Below are 22,768 nucleotides of genomic sequence, written 5' to 3'. Positions count from 1 at the left end.
GTCCTTTACAGCTTGGCAAAAACTTGAGCTTCTTGAAAAACCGGCGCGAGGTCACCTAGCGAGGCTATGACCTCATCCAGGTTTCCGCCAAGTCTCTTTTGCAAAGATGCTGGCAGCTCGTCGATCCAATGGTTGCCTGCAAACCCGAATTCCAGTCGCTTGCTAATCTGGTTGGCTGCGAATACGCATGCAATCATGTCGGTGTCTTTGAAGTCATCGGGTCGTTGGTGGCGGATGGTTTCGATCAGAGCCGGAGCAAACCGCCACTTCTCCACCAGCATCGCCCCAACCAAAGCGTGGTCTGCCCCAATAGTAGCGCGAAGTGCCGTATGTAAAGAGCTCTTGTCCTGTGCGCTAATGGCTAGAGCGGTTTTGAACTCGGCAGGCATAAACTGCGCAAAAACAACCTTGCCGAAATCATGCAAAAGTCCGGCAATGAAGCAGTCCATTGGGTCGGCGTTGTCGACTTTGCTGGCGAGTTGCTTGGCAATACTGGCCGTTGCCAGCGAGTGCAACAAGTACTGCTGCACGTCGAATCCCGAGTCATTTTCTTTGGGCAGCATGCCGATGGCAGCAATACTTAACGCAAGGTTCTTGATCGTGTTGAACCCCAGGTACACGACCGCATGGCCGATTGATGTCACCTGTCGGGGGAGGCTGTAGTAAGCGGAGTTCACCACTTTGAGGACCTTGACCGTCACGACCGGATCTTTGTCGATAACGTCCACTAAGTCTTTGGGGGTGCTGTTGACATCTCGAGTCAACGCCAAAATCTTTTCAACGCTCTTGGGAAACGCAGGCATTCTTTCCACTGCTGCTGACAGTTTTTGAGAAAGTTCCGGGCTCATGTTGTTCCCCTTAGCGACTCGCGTGGACTTGACGGAAGCTGAGTTTCAGCGGCTAAACCGAAGAGGGTCAAGGTACTCACCAGCGAGGTGAGTAGATTTCGCTTCGATTTGCTCGCATAGTAACCTCGCAGCTGCGCTGGCCATGCCAGCTCCATTGGAGCCGTGCGCCATATTCAGCCATACGCCGGGCACACCTGCTTTGCCCACTAGTGGGAGTCCATCTGCAGTATGGGTGTTGCTTCCTCGCCAAATTTGCGTGCCTGCGGCGTAACTCGCGGAGCCTGGAAAATACTGATCCAAGGTCTTGAAGAGTCTCGAGACAAGCTGTTTGTCATGGTGCAGCTTGTTCGACATGTTGAGCTCGCCACCGCCGCAGACACGAATGCGCCGTCCCAATCTACTGATGGTGATGCCGGTGTTGGCGTCCCGAATTGCACTTTTAGGTGCATTGAGTGGCTCGCGTATCGGGACGCTCAGAGCGTATGCACTGATGGTGACTAGGGGCGCACGGAGAGGGAGTCTGACAAATGTTGGGGTTGGCAAACTTTCGGTGCATAAAACGATGTGATCGAATGACATCGACCCTCCGCTCTCGGTTCGCAAGAGCGGTTGGCCACCGGGTACGACTTCAGTCACCTTGCAATTAAATTGAAAGTTCACTCCATTCTTTGCTAGCTCTTGTTTGGTGTTCAAGACTAGCTGTCGACAGTTAACCACCCAGTTTTGTGGAAAGTGAATTGCTTTTAAAAAACTGTCATTACCCGCGAGCGATGGCTCAATCGCGTGGATCTCTGATCTCTCGAGCGTCTGGCAGCTTAGCCCCGCATCTCTGATTGCGGGGAGCCGCGCCTCGTAGGCCATGATGTCGGCTTCATTCTTCAGAAGAACTGTTTGGCCGAAGCTTTGCTCTTGATCCCATTGGTGTTTCGCAATCAAATCGACATTGATATCGATTCCTGACTGGATAAGCTTGCTTGCTACGTCTTCGCGACGTGCGGCCAATGCGTCTGAGTGAAACCGAGCGCGCTGCCAAATCCAATGAACATCGCCCAATCTCGTCCAGCGAACGGATGAAAAGCCCCTGGTTTGCCGCAAAAAACGACTAAGGTGACTGCCCGTGCCGGCAAGTGGAAGGGGGTAGCTAGCATCGAAAATTCCCCCGCTAGCGAACGTGCTGCCTTCCCCTGCTGCACCGTTTCTGTCAAACACTGCAACTTCATGTCCTTTGTCGGATAGCTCTTGTGCAGTCATTAACCCTACAACACCCGCTCCCACAATCGCGATTTTCATTTGAATTCTCAGGTTTCTAACGTATGTCCACTACCTTCTATTTTTTCACAGCTTTGCGGTGTTTCGAGCAGCAGTTTCTTCTACTGCCTCGGTGGCCCCAGTGCCGCTGCCCTGCAGCCTAATCTGCTTCGCGTGCTATACTCGACCGGCTTAGGTGGAAGCTCCGCCTATGTAAACGCAAACCGTCCTCTCAAGGTGTTGCTAGTGCGTAGTGTTCTGGCAATAAGTGGGACGGATTTCAGACCAAACCTTTGGAGTTAAATATGGCAGTAACAATGCGCGAAATGTTGGAAGCAGGTGTCCACTTCGGTCACCAGACCCGCTTCTGGAATCCCAAGATGGCACCGTTCATCTTCGGTCATCGCAACAAGATTCACATCATTAACCTGGAAAAATCGCTGCCGATGTTCCAGGAGGCTGCGAAGTTCGTTCGTCAGCTGTCAGCTAAGCGCGGCACCATTTTGATGGTTGGTACAAAGCGCCAAGCCCGTGAAATCGTTGCTGCTGAAGCGCAACGCGCTGGCGTTCCATTTGTCGACCAGCGTTGGTTGGGCGGCATGTTGACGAATTTCAAAACAGTGAAGACATCCATCAAGCGCTTGAAGGACATGAAAGTCCAGCAAGAAGCCGGCTTGGATAGCATGAGCAAAAAAGAGCAGTTGATGTTCGCCCGTGAACTCGAAAAACTGGAGAAAGACATCGGCGGCATCCAAGAAATGAATGCATTGCCTGATGCAATCTTCGTGATTGACGTCGGCTACCACAAAATTGCAATTGCTGAGGCTCGTAAACTGGGCATTCCCTTGGTTGGTGTGGTTGATTCCAATCACTCTCCTGAAGGTATCGACTATGTGATCCCTGGTAACGATGACTCTTCTAAGGCTGTGACTCTGTACGCCCGGGGAATCGCTGATGCGATTCTGGAAGGCCGTGCGAATGCGGTTGATGACGTGGTCAAGGCCGTTGCCGCTGAAGGCGATGACGAGTTTGTTGAAGTGAGCGAAGCTTCCGCTTAAGTCTCTCTGCACCCGGAAAAGGGGGCTTCGTTGCCCCTTTTTTTTAGCCTTTATTTAAACTGTTGAAATTCGGAGAATACAAATGGCAGCAATTACAGCGAGCATGGTGGCGGAACTGCGCGGCAAGACAGACGCACCGATGATGGAGTGCAAGAAAGCTTTGACAGAAGCTGACGGCGACATGGGCAAAGCAGAAGAAATTTTGCGCGTGAAGTTGGGCAGCAAGGCCGGTAAGGCTGCTGCGCGCGTGACTGCTGAAGGCGTAGTTGCATCGAGCATCGCCAACGGCGTAGGCGCTTTGATTGAAGTGAATTGCGAAACAGACTTTGTGACCAAGAACGATAGCTTCTTGGCCTTGGCAGGTGCAGCGGCTGCGCTCGTAGCCCAGCACAACCCTGCGGATGTAGCGGCTTTGAGCGCTTTGGCTTACGAGCAAGACGGTTTCGGGCCAACCTTGGAAGATGTTCGCAAGGGCTTGATTGGCAAAATCGGTGAAAACATGACTTTCCGTCGGTTCAAGCATTTCGATGGCTCTACCAAATTGGCATCCTACCTGCACGGCACCCGTATCGGAGTCGTGGTGGAGTTCGACGGCGAAGAGTCGGCGGCTAAGGATGTGGCGATGCACGTGGCTGCAATGAAGCCGGTGTCTTTGTCCGCAGACCAAGTGCCTGCCGAACTCGTAGAGCGCGAGCGCTCCGTCGCAGCTGCAAAGGCTGCCGAAGATGCTGCGGTTGCTACCGCCGCAGGCAAACCGGTTCAGTCTGCTGAAATCGTGGCAAAGCGCATTGAAGGCGGCGTTCAGAAGTACCTCAAAGAAGTCTCTCTGTTCAATCAGCCTTTCGTCAAGAATGACAAGCAAACCGTCGAGCAAATGCTCAAGTCCGTCAATACGTCGGTAAAAGGGTTCACCTTGTACGTTGTTGGCGAAGGTATTGAAAAGAAGGTTGATGACTTTGCCGCTGAAGTTGCTGCACAAGTTGCCGCAGCTAAGCAGTCCGCATAAATCAAATCAAGCGAATCGTCCACCGAACGGGAGTCAACTATGAGTCAAGCCAAACCTGCTTACAAAAGAATCTTGCTGAAGCTGTCTGGCGAGGCTCTTATGGGCGATGACCAGTTCGGTATCAATCGCGACACCATCGTTCGCATGGTGGATGAGATCGCTGAAGTGACCCGTTTGGGTGTCGAGGTTGCGGTTGTGATTGGTGGGGGGAATATCTTCAGGGGTGTTGCTGGTGGATCGGTCGGAATGGATCGTGCCACAGCGGACTACATGGGCATGCTCGCAACGGTCATGAATGCTTTGGCCTTGGGTGACACTATGAATAAGGCCGGATTGACGGCTCGCGTCATGTCGGCCATCGGCATTGAGCAAGTCGTCGAGCCCTATGTGCGCCCCAAGGCTCTTCAGTACCTTGAAGAAGGTAAGGTTGTTATTTTCGCAGCGGGTACCGGTAATCCCTTCTTCACGACGGACACTGCTGCGGCATTGCGCGGTGCTGAAATCGGAGCTGAAATTGTCCTGAAGGCCACCAAGGTGGATGGGGTGTACACCGCCGATCCCAAGAAGGATCCCGATGCGACCCGTTACTCCAAAATTACATTTAATGAAGCCATGACCCAGAATCTGGGCATCATGGATGCTGCGGCGTTTGCACTTTGCCGCGACCAAAAGTTACCGATTAAAGTGTTCTCGATTTTTAAACATGGTGCGTTGAAGCGCGTTGTAATGGGTGAGGACGAAGGCACACTGGTGCACGTTTGAAAATCAAGTAGCAGTGAAGAGTACGCGAGGTAAACATGTCCATTGAAGAGATCAAGAAAACGCTGGATGGCAAGATGGATCAATCCATCGCAGCTTTGAAAAATAATTTGACGAAAGTTCGCACTGGACGTGCGAATCCAGCGTTGCTGGATACGGTTCAAGTTGATTACTACGGATCGATGGTTCCACTCAGCCAAGTGGCGAACCTGTCCTTGATTGATGCCCGCACAATTAGCGTGCAGCCTTGGGAGAAGAATATGGCCCCCAAGATCGAGAAAGCCATTCGCGATAGCGACCTCGGCTTGAATCCATCCAGCATGGGCGAGTTAATCCGTGTGCCAATGCCTGCCATGACGGAGGAGCGTCGTAAAGAGCTTACCAAGGTAGTTCGGAATGAAGGTGAGGCCAGTAAGGTCGCAGTGCGGAACCTGCGCCGTGATGCAAATGAGGCAGTTAAGAAGCTCGTGAAAGACAAGCTTGCGTCCGAGGATGATCAGAAGCGTTGCGAGGCCGATGTTCAGAAAACGACCGATAGGCACATTGCAGAAATTGATCGCTTGGTCGCATCTAAAGAGCAAGATCTGATGGCTGTTTGAGGCCAAAACATGGCTACCGAGCGCAAACTCGACAACCTGCATGTCGCCATAGTCATGGATGGCAATGGCAGGTGGGCATCCAAGCGGTTTTTGCCTCGGCTTGCTGGGCACAAGCAAGGCGTAGATGCATTAAAGCGCATCGTCCGCGCGTGCCCTTCGCGAGGGGTGACTGAGCTCACAGTTTTTGCCTTTTCTTCAGAGAATTGGAATAGACCTGCAGAAGAGGTCTCCGGCCTGATGGACTTAATGGTCGGAGCGCTGGCTCGCGAGGTATCTCAGCTGAGCGCGGAAGGTGTAAAGCTTCGATTTTTAGGAGAGAGGCTGAACTTGTCCGGAAAGGTTAATGATATCTTGGCCTCAGCCGAGCTAGAAACCGAAAGAAACGCGGCGCTTTGTTTGAACGTTTGTTTCAACTATGGCGGCCGTTGGGACATCGTTCAAGCTGCAAACCGCTTGGTGTCCAAGGGGCTTCCCATTACGGAACAGAGTCTGGGTGAGTCAATGGTTACCCATCCATCGCCCGACCCCGACCTGCTAATCCGTACGGGCGGGGAGTTTCGGATCAGTAACTTTTTGCTCTGGCAGGCCGCCTATTCGGAACTACTTTTCAGTCCGAAGCTGTGGCCTGACTTCACGGAGGTCGATCTGGACGCTGCTATTGAAGATTTCAGCGCCCGTGAACGTAGATTCGGCAAAACATCAGCGCAGGTCGCTTAGGGCGAGGGCGCTTCTCAAAGGGCTTTCATGCTGCGATTACGCATTTTCACGGCCGTGGCCCTTTTGTTGGTTTTGGTGCCCTCGGTGTTTTATCCTGATCCGGTGGGCTTCGCTTTTGTAGCAGGCATATTGATGGCCTGCGGAGCCTGGGAGTGGTCACGACTCAATGGCGCCAGCGGCTTTAGTGCTTTGTCCACGGGGGGGCTATGCGCCATGTGTTGCATTTTCATTTGGAATGCTCCTCTTGAACCTGGAGCACTTCAGCTGATTTGGATTGTCTCGGCCATTGTTTGGGTCTTTGGGGGAGGCTATCTTCTGCGCTCCGGAGTCGGCAGTTGGAATCACATACCGGCCGTAGTCAGGCAGCTTGTTGGTTTTCTCTTGCTGTGCGCCGCTTGGTTGGCGGTGGTTAGTGCCAGATCAAAGGGAATTAATTTTCTTTTTTCCGCGATGTCATTGGTCTGGGTTGCCGACATTGCGGCGTATTTTGCTGGGCGGCGGTTTGGCGGACAGTTCATTCATGCCAAGCTCGCGGCCAGCATAAGTCCTGGTAAAACCAGGGAAGGCGCATTGGGCGGTTTGATGGGTGTTTTGGTTCTTGCTCACATTTGGCAATGGGCAGATAGTTTTTTTGCGCTGGATTCAAATAGTATTTTCACTATTTTGGCTTCCTATCACTGGGTCTACCTGTTGCTGGGCTCTTTGTTTCTCGGTGGCATGAGCGTTGCCGGTGATTTGTTGGAATCTTTAGTCAAACGAGCTGCGGGCGCGAAGGACAGTAGCCAACTTTTGCCGGGTCATGGCGGGGTTCTTGATAGGGTCGACGCACTTCTACCCGTGTTGCCGCTTGCCATGTTGCTGCAATCGTTTTGATTGGAATAGGTATGCAACAAGTTTCGGTGTTGGGCTCCACTGGCTCGATCGGAGTCAATACATTGGATGTCCTGCGGCGCCATCCAGAACGCTTTCGAGTTTTTGCATTAACTGCGTCCAAAAGCACAGATGCTCTTCTCAGGCAGTGTCTCGAGTTCAAACCTCAATATGCGGTGATGGTCGATGACCAATGCGCCTTGAGCTTGCAATCTCAGTTGAAGCAGTTCGGCTCTGCAACCGAAGTGCTCTCGGGTCATGACGCATTGAGTGAGGTGGCATCACACGCCGACGTTGATATCGTCATGGCGGCTATCGTCGGCGCTGCTGGTTTGGCTTCATGCATCGCCGCGGCGTTGGCGGGCAAGAGACTGCTTTTAGCCAATAAAGAGGCTTTGGTTGTAGGCGGAGCTGTTTTTATGGCCGCAGTAGAAAAAGGCGGGGCGACTCTGTTGCCGATCGACAGTGAACATTCCGCCATTTTCCAATCGCTACCTGACGTGAGAGAACTCTGGAGCGAAACTGTAGATAAGTTGATTTTGACGGCATCTGGCGGTCCGTTCAGGACTTGGAGTACCTCTCAAATCCGAGAGGCAACCCCGGAGCAGGCATGCGCACACCCAAATTGGGTCATGGGACGAAAAATTTCGGTGGACTCTGCTTCCATGATGAACAAAGCCCTAGAAATCATTGAGGCTAAATTCTTATTCAATGTTCAGCCTGCTCAGATTGATGTGTTGATTCACCCGCAAAGTGTCATTCACTCGATGGTTCAGTATGTGGATCATTCGGTGGTTGCACAGTTGGGCACACCCGATATGCGTGGACCCATCGCGTACGGATTATCGTGGCCTACAAGAGTGGAGTCGGGAACCAAGCCCTTGGACTTTGCATCTATGCCTTCGTGGACATTTGAGTCGATCCGAAGCCCGGAGCATCAAGAACGATTTCCCGGACTTTTTCTGGCTTGGGAGACTTTGCAAGGTCAATCCGGTGCTACGACCGTTTTAAACGCAGCCAACGAAGTTGCGGTGGCAGCATTTTTGGATCGGAAAATTCGGTTTGACGAAATTTACTCGCTCAACCGGGCAACCTTGGATGCCCTGGCGTTCACCACACCTAGGGATCTGCCTTCATTATTGGTGCTGGATGCAGAGGCTCGAAGTCAGGCAACTCAGTTTTGTAAGGCTTGGTCGATCTGAGCGATTTGGAGGATGAGTGCAAACCGTCTTGGCGTTTCTCGTTGCAATAGGGTTGCTTGTAGCTGTTCATGAGTGGGGGCACTACATCGTGGCTCGACTGTGTGGCGTCAAGGTGTTGCGCTTCTCGATCGGATTCGGTCCCCGGCTCTGGGGGCGTACTTCAAAAACCACTGGTACTGAATTTGTCATCAGCCTCGTTCCTTTAGGCGGCTACGTCAAAATGCTTGACGGGCGAGAAGGTACGGTGAGGCCTGAAGAAAGTCATTTGGCTTTCGATCAGCAGCCTCTCCATCGTCGCAGCGCCATCGTCGCAGCAGGGCCGTTAGTCAACCTGCTTTTTGCTGTTCTTTTGTACTCAGTTGTGAACTGGCAGTCCACGACAGCCGCAGTGGCGGTATTGCCATCTCCGGTGCTTGGCTCTATGGCCTCTAGCAACGGATGGACCGGCGGCGAGCGTATTGTGAAGGCGGGGTATACCGAAGCCTCACTCGAGCCGGTTCAAACGTTCGAAGAGTTCAGATGGTGGTTAACCACCGCGGCCTTGAAGCAGAAAGTACTTTTGCTGGAGGTCATCGACGATGAGGCCGGGGGCCGGACGCTTGTTCGTTCCCTAGATTTTTCGAGGGAAGTTACCCATGCTGTTGATGCAACTTTGTTTCAAAGAATTGGGTGGCTCTCTCCTTTTTCTAAGGCTGAAATTGGCGAAGTCAGTGCCGGATCTAGAGCTGCCTCTGCTGGCCTGTTGCCAGGTGATTTAGTTACAGATGTCGACAGTATTCCTGTGAAAGACGCCTATGCGTTGAGGGCAGCCATTCGAATGTCTGCTGAACGTCCAATGAACTGGCAATTGAAGCGGGGTTCTCGGGACATTCAACTCACTGTCACGCCCGCGGCAGAGTCAAAAAATGGTGTGGTGCTCGGGCGAATCGGTGCCTATGTTGGCGGAGTGCCTGAAATGGTTTCCGTTCGCTATGGGCTGCTTGAGGGATTCAAACGTGCTCTCGTCAAGACTTGGGATATTGCCCGAATGTCTTTGGTGACGATGGCACAAATGGTGACCGGCGAGGTTTCTCTCAAAAATTTGAATGGCCCGATTGCGATAGCCGACTATGCAGGCAAATCGGCTGCCCTTGGCTTGATCCAGTTTGTGAGTTTTCTTGCCCTTATCAGCATCAGTTTGGGTGTTCTGAACTTGCTTCCCTTGCCAGTTTTGGATGGCGGGCACCTGATGTATTATCTTTGGGAAGCTGTTACCGGCCGTCCCGTTCCCGCAAGATGGTGGGAGCACATGCAACGCGTGGGAATCACGCTTTTGTTGGCGATGATGGTCATTGCTTTTTACAACGACATCCAGCAAATCTTGGGTTAGCCAGAGTCTTGGCCACCTTGACCCCCGGAGATTCAAATTGAATATTTTGAAACGTAGCGGCCGCAATATCCGTGTGGTTGCGGTAGGCAGTTTGTTATCACTGCTCATCCAGAATGCATGGGCCATTGAGCCCTTCTCGGTAAAGGACATTCGGGTAGAGGGCCTTCAACGTGTAGAGGCAGGCACGGTCTTCGCCTCAATTCCAGTTCGTGTCGGAGACTCCTATTCCGATGAAAAAGCTGCGGCGTCTATCCGAGCGCTTTTTGCTCTGGGTCTCTTCAAGGATGTTCGCATTGAAAGTAACAACGGCGTAGTTGTGGTTATCGTTGAAGAGCGTCCGAGCGTTGCCGATGTGGACTTTTCCGGCAATCGTGAATTTGACAAAGATGTTCTGAAGCGTGCACTGCGTGACATTGGTTTGGCCGATGGTCGACCCTTCGATAAGGCGCTAGTCGATCGCGCTGAACAAGAGTTGAAAAAACAATACATCAGCAAGAGCATGTACGCCGTCGAAATCGTGACAACGGTCACGCCTATCGAGCGGAATCGCGTCAACGTAAGCTTCGCTGTCACGGAGGGGGATACCGCGAAGATCAGTGAAATTTCGATCGTCGGCAACAAATCCTTTTCGTCTGACACTTTGCGTGGTTTGTTTGACTCGGATACAGGCAGCTGGCTGAGCTGGTACACCAAGTCCAACCGCTACGCGCGCACTAAGTTAAATGCTGATGTGGAGACTCTGCGTTCTTTTTACCTCGCGAGAGGCTTTTTAGAGTTCAAGCTGGACTCTACACAAGTGGCAATTTCTCCGGACAAGAAAGACATCGCTATTACGTTGAACATCACCGAAGGTGAACAATTTGCCGTCTCCAAGATCAAATTGGCAGGAAACTTTTTAGGGAAAGAGTCTGAATTCCAGTCCTTGGTCACGATCAAAGCGGGTGAGCCGTACAACGCGACGGACGTTGCCCAAACAACCAAGGCATTCACAGATTACTTTGCTAACTTCGGTTACGCTTTCGCGCGGGCAGAGGCACGCACGGACATTGACCGCGCTACCAATCGCGTTGAGATCACGCTAGTGGGGGAGCCATCCCGCAGAGTCTATGTGCGTCGTATCAATGTTGCCGGAAACGACCGGACCAGAGATGAAGTGATCCGACGCGAGTTCCGCCAGCTTGAGGCGGCTTGGTACGACGGAGAGAAAATCCGGCAATCCCGGAATCGGGTCGATCGGCTAGGATACTTCACCAATGTGGGCATAGACACCCAAGAGGTTGCTGGATCTCCTGATCAAGTGGACCTCACCATCACAGTTGTAGAGAAGCCTACAGGCAGTATCAGTTTGGGTGCCGGTATCTCCAGTGCAGACGGCTTGGGTTTGTCCTTCGGCTTCAAGCAGGAAAACGCGTTTGGCTCCGGTAACTCGTTAGGTATCGAGGTCAACACCAGTAGGGCTAACCGGACTGTGGTGCTCAGCACCACCAACCCTTACTTTACGGACGATGGTGTTTCGCGGACGTTTGACCTGTACCAACGTACCTCGCGCCCCTACGATGATGTAAACACCTATGCGATCGAAACCACCGGATTAGGGGTGCGTTTCGGGGTGCCATTTTCAGACTCCGATACAGTGTTTTTCGGCTTGGGTGTTGATAAGACCCGGATCATTCCTGGAACTTTTCTCCCGACAGTGTATGAAGACTACGCCAAGGAATTCGGGTTCAGTGCTACGGCAGTACCTTTGACCGTGGGTTGGTCTCGTGACACCCGCGATAGTGCCTTGGTACCAAGTTCCGGCAAAGTCATTCGTACGAACGGCGAGTGGAGTGTGGGTGGTGACATGCGTTACGTTCGGGGCACTGCGCAGTATCAGCAATTCGTTCCGGTGACACGCAAAGTAACCGCAGCTTTCAACAGTGAGTTGTCAGTGGGCGCTGCAACCGGCTCCAGCTCTTATCCGATTTTCAAGAACTACTACCTCGGTGGCCTAGGTTCTGTGCGAGGCTTTGAGCAGGGAAGTCTTACGACTGCCGCCCAGAGAGCGGTTTCGCTTACCGCAACCGGCGGAGCTAAAAAAGTTGTTTTCAACGCAGAGCTGTTGTCTCCACTTCCGGGCGGCGGCAATGACCGTACTTTGCGGGCCTTTGTTTTCGTAGACGCCGGCGGCATTTACGCGCCCGAAGAGTCTATTCAGCTGTCCGAAATGCGGGCATCGTTTGGAGTGGGTATCAGTTGGATATCCCCGGTGGGTCCATTGCGACTTGCCTTGGCCCGTCCTCTTTCCAAGTTCGACGCAGATAAAATGCAAAATATTCAATTCCAAATTGGAACCACTTTTTAATGAAAACAGTACAAGTCAAATGGGCGTTGGCAGCCATCATGTCGTTGGCGATGTGCAGCACCTTTGCGCAAGAGTCCAAAGTCGGCTACATCAACACCCAGCGCATCACAACGGAGTCTGCTCCGGCTAAAGCGGCCCAAGCGAAGTTGGAGCAGGAGTTTTCTAAGCGTCAGAAAGACTTGGGTGATGTCCAGCAGTCGCTGAAGTCCATGAGTGACAAGTTTGAGCGCGATGCGCCCGCGATGTCTGAAGCGCAGCGCACCACGCGTCAAAAAGAATTCGCAGAGCAAAACCGCGACTTTCAGCGTAAGCAGCGCGAATTTCAAGAAGACCTGAATGGTCGTAGGAACGAAGAGCTGCAACAAGTCTTGGATAAAGCCAACAAAGCGGTGAAGCAAGTCGCGATGGAAGAAAAGTACGACATCGTGATCCAGGAAGTCGTCTACAGCAGCCCCCGTCACGACATCACCGAGAAGGTGTTGAAGATCCTTAACCAAGGCGCAAAATAAGCTTTGTCGCAAGTCTCGTCTCATGTGAATTCCTTTCCACTCTCCTCCCTGATTGCGAGCCTCGGGGGAGAGCTTGTCGGCTCCGGCGAGGTCATGGTTTCAGGGTTGGCTCCTCTTGAGTCGGCTACAGCACAAGATGTCAGTTTCCTGAGCAATCCCAGGTACCAGCAGCAGCTGGCGTTGTCCCAAGCGGCTTGCGTGATTGTCAGCCCGGCCATGGCAGGAGCAGCGACGCAGCGGGGTGTGTGCATTGTTACCCCCAACCCGTATCTGTACTTTGCGCGCCTGACCCAACTCTGGCGGCAATGGACCGCGCGTTCTACTGCCCATGAGCCACTGGTTCACCCGACCGCGGTCGTCCATCCAGATGCACGGGTGGCATCTACGGCACGTATAGGCCCTTTGTGTGTCATCGAAGCAGGTGCTTCAGTAGGTGCGCACACAGTCCTCAAGTCCCGGGTGAGTGTGGGTGAGGACTGTCATGTCGGTGAGCGTTGTATTGTCCATTCAGGCGTCGTTATTGGTGCCGATGGATTCGGCTTTGCATTGGATGGTGCCCGTTGGGAAAAAATTGAACAGCTGGGGGCCGTCGTGATCGGAAACGATGTCGAAATCGGTGCCAACACCTGCATCGATCGTGGCGCACTTCAGGATACGGTGATTGAAGATGGCGTCAAATTGGACAACCTCATCCAGATCGGTCACAACGTGCGGATCGGCGCCCACACAGCCATGGCCGGATGTGTCGGTGTGGCAGGTTCCGCCACTATTGGTGCGGGCTGCACGGTCGGTGGGGGCGCGATCATCTTGGGGCACTTGACTTTAGCGCCAGGGGTGCACATTTCGGCGGCAACCGTAGTCAGCAAATCGATTCACAAGCCAGGCCATTACACGGGAATGTTCCCGATCGATGAGAACGCAAACTGGGAGCGCAATGCGGCTTCATTGAAGCAATTGCATAGCCTGCGCGACCGTATTAAAACTTTAGAAAAAGAGAACAAGTCATGATGGATATCCACAAAATTTTGAAGCAGTTGCCGCATCGTTATCCCTTTCTTTTGGTGGATCGGGTGTTGGCGCTGGAAAAAGGCAAAACCATCAAGGCACTGAAAAATGTCACCATCAACGAGCCATTTTTTGAAGGGCACTTTCCGCATCGCCCGGTAATGCCGGGTGTGTTGATGCTCGAAGCCCTTGCGCAAGCCGCAGCACTGCTTGCATTCGACGCTTTGGACACCTCCCCCAATGACGAGATGGTGTACTACTTTGCCGGTATCGATGGCGCGCGCTTCAAGCGCCCAGTTGAGCCCGGCGATCAACTCACGCTCAATGTCGAAATGCTGCGCATGAAAGCAGGAATTTTCAAATTCAAAGCCAGCGCCATGGTCGGAGAAGAGCTCGCCTGTGAGGCCGAGCTCACCTGCGCCATGCGCGCCATTTCCTGAGGTACAGGCGTGTCAAACGTTCACCCTACCGCGATCGTTTCGCCGGGCGCAGAGCTGGACAGCTCGGTCACTGTCGGCCCCTATACCGTCATCGGTCCCCATGTCCGTATCGGTGCCAGCACGACGGTCGGCCCGCATTGCGTGATCGAGGGGCACACCACCATCGGTCGTGACAACAGGATTTTCCAATTCAATTCCTTGGGGGCTATTCCTCAAGACAAAAAGTACGCGGGTGAACCTTGCGAGTTGATCATTGGTGACCGCAACACGATCCGCGAGTTTTGCACCTTCAATATCGGTTCCCCCGGCGATGCCGGTGTGACCCGCGTGGGCAATGACAACTGGATCATGGCCTATGTCCATCTGGCCCACGACTGCATCGTGGGTGATCACGTTATTTTTGCAAACAACTCGCAACTGGCGGGCCATGTGCACGTGGAGGATTGGGTCATCTTGGGTGGCTTCACGGTGGTGCACCAGTTTGTGCGGCTTGGCGCGCACAGCATGAGCGCCATGTGCTCGCTGCTTTTTGCGGACTTGCCTCCCTTTGTCATGTGCCAAGGGCAGCCGGCTGCTGCTCGCTCCATGAATTTTGAGGGCTTGCGCCGCCGCGGCTGGACCACTGAGCGCATCTCCGGTGTGAAAGCCATTCACAAGGCACTTTATCGTGATGACCTCACTTTGGAGCAGTCTAAAGAGCGTATCGCAGCACTGGCTGTGGACCGCCCCGAAACAGCGCCGGACGTGGCCATGATGAATGGCTTCCTGGCCGGCGTGTCGGCCCAGCGCGGAATCGTGCGCTGAGCGCAGCGCTGTGTGTCGGTCATGCCAACTAGTGTGTCAATAGGGGCGCAGCCGAGAACAGCGCTCGTTGCGGGTGAGGCGTCCGGTGACCTGTTGGCTGGCCTGTTATTGGCGGGAATCCGGCAGCGCTGGCCCTCTGCAAAATCGCATGGCATCGGCGGCCCGCATATGGCGCAGCATGGTTTCGAGGCTTGGTGGCCTCACCACAAATTGGCAGTGCATGGGTTCAGCTGGGAGCTTTTGAGGCGCTACCGCGAGATCGTGGGAATCCGCGCTGCAATCGGGGACCGTTTGCTGGCAGATAAGCCGGACGTGTTCATCGGCGTGGATGCCCCCGACTTCAATCTGGCCTTGGAAGCGCGCCTGCGGCAGCAAGGTATCAAGACGGTGCATTTCGTGTGCCCGTCCATCTGGGCATGGCGCCTGGAGCGGGTTGAAAAACTCCGCCAGAGCACTGACCATGTGCTGTGCATTTTCCCTTTTGAACCCGAGTTATTGGCTGCTCACGGCATTGCGTCAACCTTTGTGGGCCATCCCCTGGCGAACGTCATTCCCATGGAGCCCGACAAAGCGGCAGCCCGACGGATACTCGACCTGCAGCCGGAGGATGAGGTGGTTGCCATCTTGCCGGGCAGTCGGCAGTCCGAGATCCGGCACTTGGCTTTGAGGTTCTTTCAGGCTGCAGCCCTTATGCTGAAAGCGCGTACTGCTATTAAATTTATAGTGCCTTCGGTGCCGGGCCTGTTACCTGAGATTCAGGCCTTGGCGCAGCGCAGCGGTATCGCAAATCGTTTGCAACTGTTGACCGGGCAAAGTCACACTGCCTTGGCGGCCTGCGATGTCACCTTGATTGCCAGCGGAACCGCCACGCTGGAGGCGGCTCTATTCAAGCGCCCCATGGTCATCGGGTACCACATGTCTTGGCTGTCATGGCAAATCATGCGGCGCAAACGTCTGCAGCCTTGGGTGGGATTGCCCAATATTTTGTGCCGCAAGTTTGTGGTGCCAGAGCTTTTGCAGGATGCGGCTAGTCCGGCAGCCTTGGCCGCCGCCGCCCTGGAGTGGTTAGATGCCGCGCGCAGCGAGCCTGCGAAAATAGAGGCACTCCAAAACACCTTCCGCGCGTTGCACACTGACCTGCAGCGCGACACCGCCACACTTGCGACCGATGCCATTGAAAAAGTCCTCCAAAGCTAATTCAGCACTTCCCGCGGTGCAGCAAGTGGCCCTCAGCTGGGACTTGCCGGGCCTGATGGCCGGTGTAGATGAGGCAGGGCGGGGCCCGCTGGCCGGCCCCGTCGTGGCTGCGGCGGTCATCCTGGATGATTTGCGTCCTATTGCCGGCTTGAATGACTCAAAAAAGCTGACTGCGGCCCGCCGTGAGAAGCTGTTTGACGAGATCCGTGCCAAGGCTTTGTGCTGCTCCATTGCGCAGGCCACGGTCGAAGAGATCGATGAAATCAATATTCTGCAAGCGACCCTGCTGGCCATGCGCCGCGCGGTAGAGGGCCTGCGGCTCAAGCCAGCCAAAGTGCTGGTCGATGGCAATCGCTTGCCTGTGCTGGATGTTTTGGCGGAAGCCATTGTCAAGGGGGATGCCACCGTGCCAGCGATTTCAGCCGCCTCCATACTGGCCAAGGTGACCCGCGACCGCTGGTGTGCGGAGTTGGACGCCCGATACCCCCAATACGGTTTTGCCACTCACAAGGGCTACGGAACCGCCATGCACCTCGCAGCCCTTCAAACCCATGGTGCCTGCCCCGAGCACCGGAAAACCTTTGCGCCGGTAACACGGGTGCTGTAGGCCTTTTTATGACCGAACCCGTATTTATTAGCTCACGCGAAAATTCCTTCCTCAAAGAGCTGAAAAAACTCACTGCTGACAATACCGCTTACCGTAAAGCAGGGCGCTTCTGGATTGAGGGCGATCACTTGTGCAGTGCGGCCCTGACCCGCGGAGTGGGGCCTGCGGTCATGGTGGTTTCAGAGTCTTTTTGGCCTTCAGCCCCCGCAGAATATGCGCAGGCAGCTATCAAAATAATAGTAATTCCGGATGCCTTGTTTCGAGAAATAAGCAGCTTGGAGTCGCCCGCCCGGGTGGGGTTTTTGATCAATCTGCCTCCGGTGGCAGCGATTGATCCTCAGGCCGCAACGGTCATTCTGGACCGGGTTCAGGACGCCGGCAATGTGGGGTCTATTTTGCGCAGCGCAGGTGCTTTTGGTTTCCGTCAAGTGCTGGCCCTCAAGGGGGCTGCTGCACTCTGGAGCCCTAAGGTTCTGCGCGCCGGCATGGGGGCGCATTTCGGGCTGCAACTGCTGGAGGGGCTTGAGCTCGCTGATTTAGAGGTTCTGCAAGTTCCCTTGGTTGTCACCAGCTCGCACCAGGGCGACCTCGTGCAGCGCCTCGAGCTGCCGCATCCTTGTGCCTGGGCCATGGGGCACGAAGGGCAGGGAGTTTCTGATGCACTCATGGCGCGTGCAACCGTGTTTGCCCGCATCGGGCAGCCCGGGGGCGAGGAGTCTTTGAATGTGGCGGCTGCTGCAGCCATTTGTCTGCATGCCAGCAGCTTGAAACTTGCGCAAACCTGAATCAGGGTTAGCCCTCGGCTATAATGGGAGGCTTTCCAGAAAACAGCCGTCCCAAGCGCAGTTCAAGCAACATTCCCTCACTAAAAAAGCACCCGCCGGGTCTATTCCTGCGCGGCACCCGCCAAGAGTCTGTCTTGAGCGCGTTTGGGCGTACCCGTAAAACATTCGGAGAAACCAGTGCTCTTGTCTCTTAAGGGAACCACCCCACCCGCCATCCTGGCGCTCGCAGACGGCACGGTCTATATTGGCAATTCCATTGGAGCCGCAGGCTCCACGGTCGGCGAAGTTGTGTTCAACACCTCCATGACCGGCTACCAGGAAATCCTCACGGACCCTAGCTACTGCCAGCAGATCGTCACCCTGACTTACCCCCACATCGGCAACTACGGTGTCAACCCCGAAGACGTGGAGTCCCACAAGGTCTTCGCAGCCGGCTTGATCATCAAAGACCTGCCTTTGGTGGCCAGCAATTTCCGCAAAACCCAAACGTTGACCGAGTACTTGGTTGCCGAGGGCACCGTGGCGATTGCCAATATTGATACCCGCCAACTGACCCGCCAACTGCGCACCCACGGTGCCCAGAATGGCTGCATTCTCGCGCTATCTGCCGGCGAGTCGGTCACCAAAGAGGCTATCGAAAAGGCGGTCGCGGCTGCCAAAGGCGCGCCCAGCATGGCCGGCCTCGACCTGGCCAAGGTGGTGTCCAGCAAGGATAGCTACACATGGACCGAAGCCGAGTGGACGTTGGGCAAGGGCTATGGCCAGCAAACTGCCCCCAAATTTCATGTGGTGGCCTACGACTTCGGCGTCAAGAAAAATATCTTGCGCATGTTGGCTGAGCGCGGCTGCAAGGTCACCGTGGTGCCTGCGCAAATTTCTGCCGCCGACGTGCTCAAACTCAAGCCGACAGGAGTGTTTTTGTCCAACGGACCCGGCGATCCGGAGCCATGCGATTACGCGATCGCTGCCGCCAAAGAGCTGATCGAAACCGGCATTCCGACATTTGGTATCTGCCTGGGTCACCAGATCATGGCGCTGGCCAGTGGTGCCAAGACTTTCAAAATGAAGTTTGGTCACCACGGTGCCAACCACCCGGTCAAAGACCTCGACAGTGGCCAAGTCTCCATCACCAGCCAGAACCACGGTTTTGCGGTCGATGAAAAGTCTCTGCCTGCCAACATGCGTGCAACCCATGTGAGCTTGTTCGACGGCACACTCCAAGGCTTGGAGCGCACCGACAAGCCGGCGTTTTGTTTCCAGGGTCACCCGGAGGCATCGCCGGGGCCGCATGACATCGGCTATCTGTTTGACCGTTTCATCCGCGAGATGGAAAAGAAGGCCGCGTAAGCACCATGAGCTTCTACGGCGTCACCGACCTCTGGACCTATGTGTTGGGCGCTTTGGGCATCATTTTGTTGCCCGGGCCTAACTCTTTGTTCGTGTTGTCGGTGGCTACCGTGCGCGGGGTTAAAGCGGGCTACCAGGGCGCGATGGGCGTGTTTGTGGGTGACACCATTTTGTTGTTGCTCACTGCACTCGGTGCAGCAGGCTTGTTGCGCACTTATCCCGCGTTGTTCATGGTGGTCAAGTATGCCGGCGCGGCCTATCTCGCTTGGGTGGGCCTGAACCTGGTCCGCGATGCGATTCGCAAATGGCGTAGTTCCCAAGCAGCGCAAGCCGCAAGCGCCAGCCCGGTGGCCGAGGCCACGAGGCATTTGCAGCAGCCTTTCAAGCGCGCGCTGGTCATCAGCTTGCTCAACCCCAAGGCGATTCTATTTTTGCTGTCGTTCTTTGTGCAGTTCATTGACCCTGCCTATGACACGCCCGCAGTGCCTTTTCTGATTCTCAGCGCCATCATCATGGTGTTTAGCGCTGTCTACCTGTCTGCCCTGATTTTTGCAGGCGCCCGATTGGCCCAAGGTTTCAGCCGCCGCAAGCGACTGAGTGCCGCCTTGTCCAGTGCCGTGGGTGGCCTGTTTGTCTGGTTCGGCGCCAAGCTGGCAACCGCCAGCTTGAGCTGACCCTGATCGATTTGATTAAAAACTAAAAAGCCCTAAAGCTAAGAGTCCACCATGCCAAAACGTACCGACATCAAAAGCATTCTCATCATCGGCGCCGGCCCCATCATCATCGGGCAGGCCTGTGAGTTCGATTATTCCGGCGTGCAAGCGTGTAAAGCTTTGCGTGAAGAGGGCTACAAAGTCATCTTGATCAACAGCAACCCTGCCACGATCATGACGGATCCGGCCACTGCCGACGTCACTTATATCGAGCCCATTACCTGGCAAACGGTCGAAAAGATCATCGCCAAGGAAAAGCCGGATGCGATTTTGCCCACCATGGGTGGCCAGACGGCACTGAACTGTGCGTTGGACCTGTGGCACCACGGCGTGTTGGACAAGTACAAGGTTGAGCTGATCGGCGCGACGCCCGAGGCCATCGACAAGGCGGAAGACCGCCTCAAGTTCAAGGACGCCATGACCAAAATCGGTCTGGGTTCTGCGCGTTCCGGCATTGCTCACAGCATGGACGAAGCTTGGTCGGTGCAAAAAACGCTGGGTTTCCCCACTGTTATTCGCCCCAGCTTCACACTGGGTGGTACCGGTGGCGGTATCGCCTACAACTCCGAAGAGTTCGAAACCATCTGCAAGCGCGGCCTGGAAGCTTCGCCTACCAATGAGCTGCTGATTGAAGAGTCGCTGCTCGGCTGGAAAGAATACGAGATGGAAGTGGTGCGCGACAAGGCGGACAACTGCATCATCGTTTGCTCCATCGAAAACCTGGACCCCATGGGTGTGCACACCGGTGACTCCATTACCGTGGCCCCCGCGCAAACCTTGACCGACAAGGAATACCAGATCCTGCGCAATGCCTCGTTGGCAGTGTTGCGCGAAATCGGTGTGGACACGGGTGGTTCCAACGTGCAGTTCTCCATCAACCCGGTCGATGGCCGCATGGTGGTGATCGAGATGAATCCGCGTGTGTCGCGTTCCTCTGCATTGGCTTCCAAAGCCACTGGTTTCCCAATTGCCAAGGTGGCTGCCAAGTTGGCGGTGGGCTTTACCCTCGACGAGTTGCGCAACGACATCACGGGTGGTGCTACCCCCGCGTCGTTCGAGCCCAGCATCGACTATGTGGTTACCAAAATCCCACGCTTTGCGTTCGAAAAATTCCCGACAGCCGACAGCCGCTTGACGACCCAGATGAAGTCGGTGGGCGAGGTGATGGCCATGGGTCGCACCTTCCAAGAGTCGTTCCAGAAAGCCCTGCGCGGCCTGGAAGTCGGTGTGGACGGCATGAACGAGAAAACTCAAGACCGCGAAGTCCTGGAAAAAGAACTGGGCGAGCCCGGCCCTGAGCGTATCTGGTACGTGGGTGATGCATTTGCCCAGGGCATGAGCGTGGACGAAGTGTTTGCGCTTACCAAGATCGACCCCTGGTTCCTGGTGCAGATCGAGCAGATCGTGAAGCTGGAGCTTGAAATTGAGCGCCTGCCCCAGCCCGCAAGCGGCACCGCCTTGGACAAGATTGATGCAGCCACACTGCGCGGCCTGAAGCAAAAGGGCTTCTCCGATCGTCGCTTGGCCAAGCAGTTCAAAACCACGGACAAAGCTGTGCGTGAGAAGCGCCGTGCGCTGGGCGTGCGCCCGGTGTACAAGCGCGTGGACACCTGCGCCGCTGAGTTCGCCACGAATACCGCTTACCTGTACTCCACCTACGAGGCAGATGGAGCCGAGTGCGAGGCGGCTCCCACCAACAACAAAAAAATCATGGTGCTGGGTGGCGGGCCTAACCGTATCGGCCAGGGTATTGAGTTTGACTACTGCTGCGTGCATGCCGCTTTGGCTATGCGCGAAGACGGCTACGAGACCATCATGGTCAACTGTAACCCCGAGACGGTGTCCACTGACTACGACACTTCCGACCGCCTGTACTTTGAGCCTTTGACGCTTGAAGACGTGTTGGAAATCGTGGACAAAGAAAAGCCGGTCGGCGTGATCGTGCAATACGGTGGCCAAACGCCTTTGAAGCTCGCGCTCGATCTCGAAGCCAACGGCGTGCCCATCATCGGCACTACACCCGACATGATCGACGCGGCCGAAGACCGCGAGCGTTTCCAAAAGCTGTTGCACGCACTCAACCTGCGTCAGCCGCCCAATGCCACAGCCCGCACCGAGCCCGAAGCGCTGGAAAAAGCTGCTGCACTGGGTTACCCCTTGGTCGTGCGCCCCAGCTACGTGTTGGGTGGCCGTGCGATGGAAATCGTTCATGAGCAGCGCGATCTGGAGCGTTACATGCGCGAAGCGGTCAAGGTCAGCAACGACAGCCCTGTGCTGCTCGACCGTTTCCTGAACGACGCCATCGAGTGCGATGTGGACTGCATCCGTGACAGCACCGGCGCTACCTTCATCGGCGGCGTAATGGAACACATTGAACAAGCTGGCGTGCACAGCGGCGACTCCGCCTGCTCGCTGCCCCCGTACAGCCTGCACGCCGATACTGTTGATGAAATCAAGCGCCAAACCAAGGCCATGGCCGGTGCCTTGAACGTGGTGGGTTTGATGAACGTGCAGTTTGCGATTCAAAACGTAGACGGCAAAGACGTGATCTACGTGTTGGAAGTGAACCCTCGCGCCAGCCGCACCGTGCCTTTTGTTTCCAAGGCCACCGGTATCCAGCTGGCCAAGGTCGCAGCGCGCTGCATGGCCGGCCAGTCTTTGGCAAGCCAGGGCATCAGCAAAGAAGTAACACCTCCTTACTTCAGCGTGAAAGAAGCTGTGTTCCCCTTTGTGAAGTTCCCGGGCGTGGACACCATCCTCGGACCTGAAATGAAATCCACCGGTGAGGTCATGGGAGTCGGCAAGACCTTTGGCGAAGCCTTTGTGAAGAGCCAATTGGGTGCTGGCGCGAAGCTGCCACGCGGCGGCAAAGCATTTATCTCGGTCAAACAAGCCGACAAGCCCCGTGCAGTAGAGGTCGCGCGCAAGTTGGTCGGCTTGGGCTTTGAAGTGGTGGCCACCAAGGGCACTGCAGCAGCTATCAACGCGGCTGGCGTGGCCTGCGGCGTGGTCAACAAAGTGACCGAAGGCCGCCCCCACATCGTGGACACCATCAAAAACGAAGAAATTTCCATGGTGGTGAACACGGTGGAAGAGCGCCGCAACGCCATCGCGGACTCCCGTTTGATCCGGACCTCTGCTTTGTTGGCACGCGTGACCACCTACACCACGATTGCAGGCGCGGAAGCTGCGGTCGAAGGCATGAAGTACCTCGATAGCCTCGACGTGATTTCCGTGCAGGAGATGCACGCCGAACTATTGGCGTAATTCTTTTCAATCATTGGCATAATCATGCCAACCGCATAGGACAGTGCCGCGCGCAAGCGCCGCACTGTCCTTGT

At 55.0% G+C, this 22,768-nt stretch carries 21 protein-coding genes; 19 read left to right on the top strand and 2 right to left on the bottom strand.

Features of this window, described 5'->3' with window-relative positions; translation table 11 throughout:
- Nucleotides 1-5: 5 nt before the first annotated feature.
- A complete protein-coding gene (locus QZW03_RS04455; protein WP_296508675.1) occupies nt 6-848 on the bottom strand; it encodes an HDOD domain-containing protein in 843 nt (280 codons plus the stop codon).
- A gap of 45 nt (nt 849-893) precedes the next feature.
- Nucleotides 894-2,138, bottom strand: coding sequence for an FAD-dependent oxidoreductase (locus QZW03_RS04450; protein ID WP_296508673.1), 1,245 nt, complete (start codon nt 2,136-2,138; stop codon nt 894-896).
- A 263-nt stretch (nt 2,139-2,401) separates the two neighbouring features.
- On the opposite strand from QZW03_RS04450, the gene rpsB reads away from it, so the two are divergent.
- The 19 genes from rpsB to carB all read left to right on the top strand — a co-directional run bounded on the left by rpsB (nt 2,402) and on the right by carB (nt 22,694).
- Nucleotides 2,402-3,154 carry a 30S ribosomal protein S2 gene (rpsB, locus tag QZW03_RS04445; protein WP_296508671.1) on the top strand — a complete coding sequence of 251 codons (753 nt, stop codon included), beginning with the start codon at nt 2,402-2,404 and terminating at the stop codon, nt 3,152-3,154.
- A gap of 82 nt (nt 3,155-3,236) precedes the next feature.
- Nucleotides 3,237-4,160, top strand: a complete 924-nt coding sequence (gene tsf / locus QZW03_RS04440; protein WP_296508669.1) for a translation elongation factor Ts — start codon at nt 3,237-3,239, stop codon at nt 4,158-4,160.
- A 39-nt stretch (nt 4,161-4,199) separates the two neighbouring features.
- On the top strand, nt 4,200-4,922 hold the full coding sequence (gene pyrH, locus QZW03_RS04435) for a UMP kinase (RefSeq protein WP_296508668.1): 723 nt from the start codon (nt 4,200-4,202) through the stop codon (nt 4,920-4,922).
- Nucleotides 4,923-4,957: 35 nt separating this feature from the next.
- Entirely contained in the window at nt 4,958-5,518 is a 561-nt protein-coding gene (gene frr, locus QZW03_RS04430; RefSeq protein ID WP_296508666.1) for a ribosome recycling factor, read from the top strand.
- Between the two features lie 9 nt (nt 5,519-5,527).
- On the top strand, nt 5,528-6,235 hold the full coding sequence (gene uppS, locus QZW03_RS04425) for a polyprenyl diphosphate synthase (protein WP_296508665.1): 708 nt from the start codon (nt 5,528-5,530) through the stop codon (nt 6,233-6,235).
- A gap of 27 nt (nt 6,236-6,262) precedes the next feature.
- On the top strand, nt 6,263-7,108 hold the full coding sequence (locus tag QZW03_RS04420; protein ID WP_296508664.1) for a phosphatidate cytidylyltransferase: 846 nt from the start codon (nt 6,263-6,265) through the stop codon (nt 7,106-7,108).
- Nucleotides 7,109-7,119: 11 nt separating this feature from the next.
- Nucleotides 7,120-8,307 carry a 1-deoxy-D-xylulose-5-phosphate reductoisomerase gene (gene ispC / locus QZW03_RS04415; RefSeq protein ID WP_296508663.1) on the top strand — a complete coding sequence of 396 codons (1,188 nt, stop codon included), beginning with the start codon at nt 7,120-7,122 and terminating at the stop codon, nt 8,305-8,307.
- Nucleotides 8,308-8,323: 16 nt separating this feature from the next.
- The gene (gene rseP / locus QZW03_RS04410) at nt 8,324-9,676 is read left to right on the top strand and encodes an RIP metalloprotease RseP (protein ID WP_296508659.1); all 1,353 of its coding nucleotides are present in this window, start codon (nt 8,324-8,326) and stop codon (nt 9,674-9,676) included.
- 73 nt (nt 9,677-9,749) lie between these two features.
- A complete protein-coding gene (bamA, locus tag QZW03_RS04405) occupies nt 9,750-12,020 on the top strand; it encodes an outer membrane protein assembly factor BamA (protein WP_296508973.1) in 2,271 nt (756 codons plus the stop codon).
- On the top strand, nt 12,020-12,529 hold the full coding sequence (locus QZW03_RS04400; protein WP_296508657.1) for an OmpH family outer membrane protein: 510 nt from the start codon (nt 12,020-12,022) through the stop codon (nt 12,527-12,529). The genes bamA and QZW03_RS04400 overlap by 1 nt, the downstream gene beginning before the upstream one ends.
- Nucleotides 12,530-12,553: 24 nt before the next feature.
- Complete coding sequence (gene lpxD / locus QZW03_RS04395; protein ID WP_296508972.1) at nt 12,554-13,537, top strand: UDP-3-O-(3-hydroxymyristoyl)glucosamine N-acyltransferase; 984 nt, start codon at nt 12,554-12,556, stop codon at nt 13,535-13,537.
- Complete coding sequence (gene fabZ / locus QZW03_RS04390; protein WP_296508656.1) at nt 13,534-13,974, top strand: 3-hydroxyacyl-ACP dehydratase FabZ; 441 nt, start codon at nt 13,534-13,536, stop codon at nt 13,972-13,974. The genes lpxD and fabZ overlap by 4 nt, the downstream gene beginning before the upstream one ends.
- Nucleotides 13,975-13,983: 9 nt before the next feature.
- Nucleotides 13,984-14,778, top strand: coding sequence for an acyl-ACP--UDP-N-acetylglucosamine O-acyltransferase (gene lpxA, locus QZW03_RS04385; RefSeq protein WP_296508654.1), 795 nt, complete (start codon nt 13,984-13,986; stop codon nt 14,776-14,778).
- 21 nt (nt 14,779-14,799) lie between these two features.
- Nucleotides 14,800-15,975 (top strand): lipid-A-disaccharide synthase, encoded by a 1,176-nt coding sequence (gene lpxB, locus QZW03_RS04380; protein WP_296508652.1) that lies wholly within the window; start codon nt 14,800-14,802, stop codon nt 15,973-15,975.
- A complete protein-coding gene (gene rnhB / locus QZW03_RS04375) occupies nt 15,947-16,582 on the top strand; it encodes a ribonuclease HII (protein WP_296508650.1) in 636 nt (211 codons plus the stop codon). The genes lpxB and rnhB overlap by 29 nt, the downstream gene beginning before the upstream one ends.
- Before the next feature lie 8 nt (nt 16,583-16,590).
- A complete protein-coding gene (locus QZW03_RS04370) occupies nt 16,591-17,367 on the top strand; it encodes an RNA methyltransferase (protein ID WP_296508648.1) in 777 nt (258 codons plus the stop codon).
- A gap of 177 nt (nt 17,368-17,544) precedes the next feature.
- Nucleotides 17,545-18,714, top strand: coding sequence for a glutamine-hydrolyzing carbamoyl-phosphate synthase small subunit (carA, locus tag QZW03_RS04365; RefSeq protein ID WP_296508646.1), 1,170 nt, complete (start codon nt 17,545-17,547; stop codon nt 18,712-18,714).
- Nucleotides 18,715-18,719: 5 nt separating this feature from the next.
- Complete coding sequence (gene leuE, locus QZW03_RS04360) at nt 18,720-19,388, top strand: leucine efflux protein LeuE (RefSeq protein WP_296508644.1); 669 nt, start codon at nt 18,720-18,722, stop codon at nt 19,386-19,388.
- A 51-nt stretch (nt 19,389-19,439) separates the two neighbouring features.
- Nucleotides 19,440-22,694 carry a carbamoyl-phosphate synthase large subunit gene (gene carB / locus QZW03_RS04355; RefSeq protein ID WP_296508642.1) on the top strand — a complete coding sequence of 1,085 codons (3,255 nt, stop codon included), beginning with the start codon at nt 19,440-19,442 and terminating at the stop codon, nt 22,692-22,694.
- The last annotated feature ends 74 nt before the right edge of the window (nt 22,695-22,768 follow it).

Origin of the sequence: Rhodoferax sp. (genome assembly GCF_013297935.1) — a bacterium.
Lineage (GTDB): Bacteria > Pseudomonadota > Gammaproteobacteria > Burkholderiales > Burkholderiaceae_C > Allorhodoferax.
The sequence above is the reverse complement of the archived record's forward strand: the minus strand, read 5'-3'. Positions and strand labels throughout refer to the sequence as shown.

What these genes read in the sequence shown, in the direction of transcription:
- carB (WP_296508642.1), top strand. Translation starts at nt 19,440, where the DNA reads ATGCCAAAACGTACCGACATCAAAAGCATTCTCATCATCGGCGCCGGC.
- uppS (WP_296508665.1), top strand. Translation starts at nt 5,528, where the DNA reads ATGGCTACCGAGCGCAAACTCGACAACCTGCATGTCGCCATAGTCATG.
- QZW03_RS04370 (WP_296508648.1), top strand. Translation starts at nt 16,591, where the DNA reads ATGACCGAACCCGTATTTATTAGCTCACGCGAAAATTCCTTCCTCAAA.
- frr (WP_296508666.1), top strand. Translation starts at nt 4,958, where the DNA reads ATGTCCATTGAAGAGATCAAGAAAACGCTGGATGGCAAGATGGATCAA.
- pyrH (WP_296508668.1), top strand. Translation starts at nt 4,200, where the DNA reads ATGAGTCAAGCCAAACCTGCTTACAAAAGAATCTTGCTGAAGCTGTCT.
- fabZ (WP_296508656.1), top strand. Translation starts at nt 13,534, where the DNA reads ATGATGGATATCCACAAAATTTTGAAGCAGTTGCCGCATCGTTATCCC.
- QZW03_RS04400 (WP_296508657.1), top strand. Translation starts at nt 12,020, where the DNA reads ATGAAAACAGTACAAGTCAAATGGGCGTTGGCAGCCATCATGTCGTTG.
- QZW03_RS04450 (WP_296508673.1), bottom strand. Translation starts at nt 2,138, where the DNA reads ATGAAAATCGCGATTGTGGGAGCGGGTGTTGTAGGGTTAATGACTGCA.
- rnhB (WP_296508650.1), top strand. Translation starts at nt 15,947, where the DNA reads ATGCCATTGAAAAAGTCCTCCAAAGCTAATTCAGCACTTCCCGCGGTG.
- QZW03_RS04420 (WP_296508664.1), top strand. Translation starts at nt 6,263, where the DNA reads ATGCTGCGATTACGCATTTTCACGGCCGTGGCCCTTTTGTTGGTTTTG.
- ispC (WP_296508663.1), top strand. Translation starts at nt 7,120, where the DNA reads ATGCAACAAGTTTCGGTGTTGGGCTCCACTGGCTCGATCGGAGTCAAT.
- rpsB (WP_296508671.1), top strand. Translation starts at nt 2,402, where the DNA reads ATGGCAGTAACAATGCGCGAAATGTTGGAAGCAGGTGTCCACTTCGGT.
- leuE (WP_296508644.1), top strand. Translation starts at nt 18,720, where the DNA reads ATGAGCTTCTACGGCGTCACCGACCTCTGGACCTATGTGTTGGGCGCT.
- lpxB (WP_296508652.1), top strand. Translation starts at nt 14,800, where the DNA reads ATGCCAACTAGTGTGTCAATAGGGGCGCAGCCGAGAACAGCGCTCGTT.
- QZW03_RS04455 (WP_296508675.1), bottom strand. Translation starts at nt 848, where the DNA reads ATGAGCCCGGAACTTTCTCAAAAACTGTCAGCAGCAGTGGAAAGAATG.
- tsf (WP_296508669.1), top strand. Translation starts at nt 3,237, where the DNA reads ATGGCAGCAATTACAGCGAGCATGGTGGCGGAACTGCGCGGCAAGACA.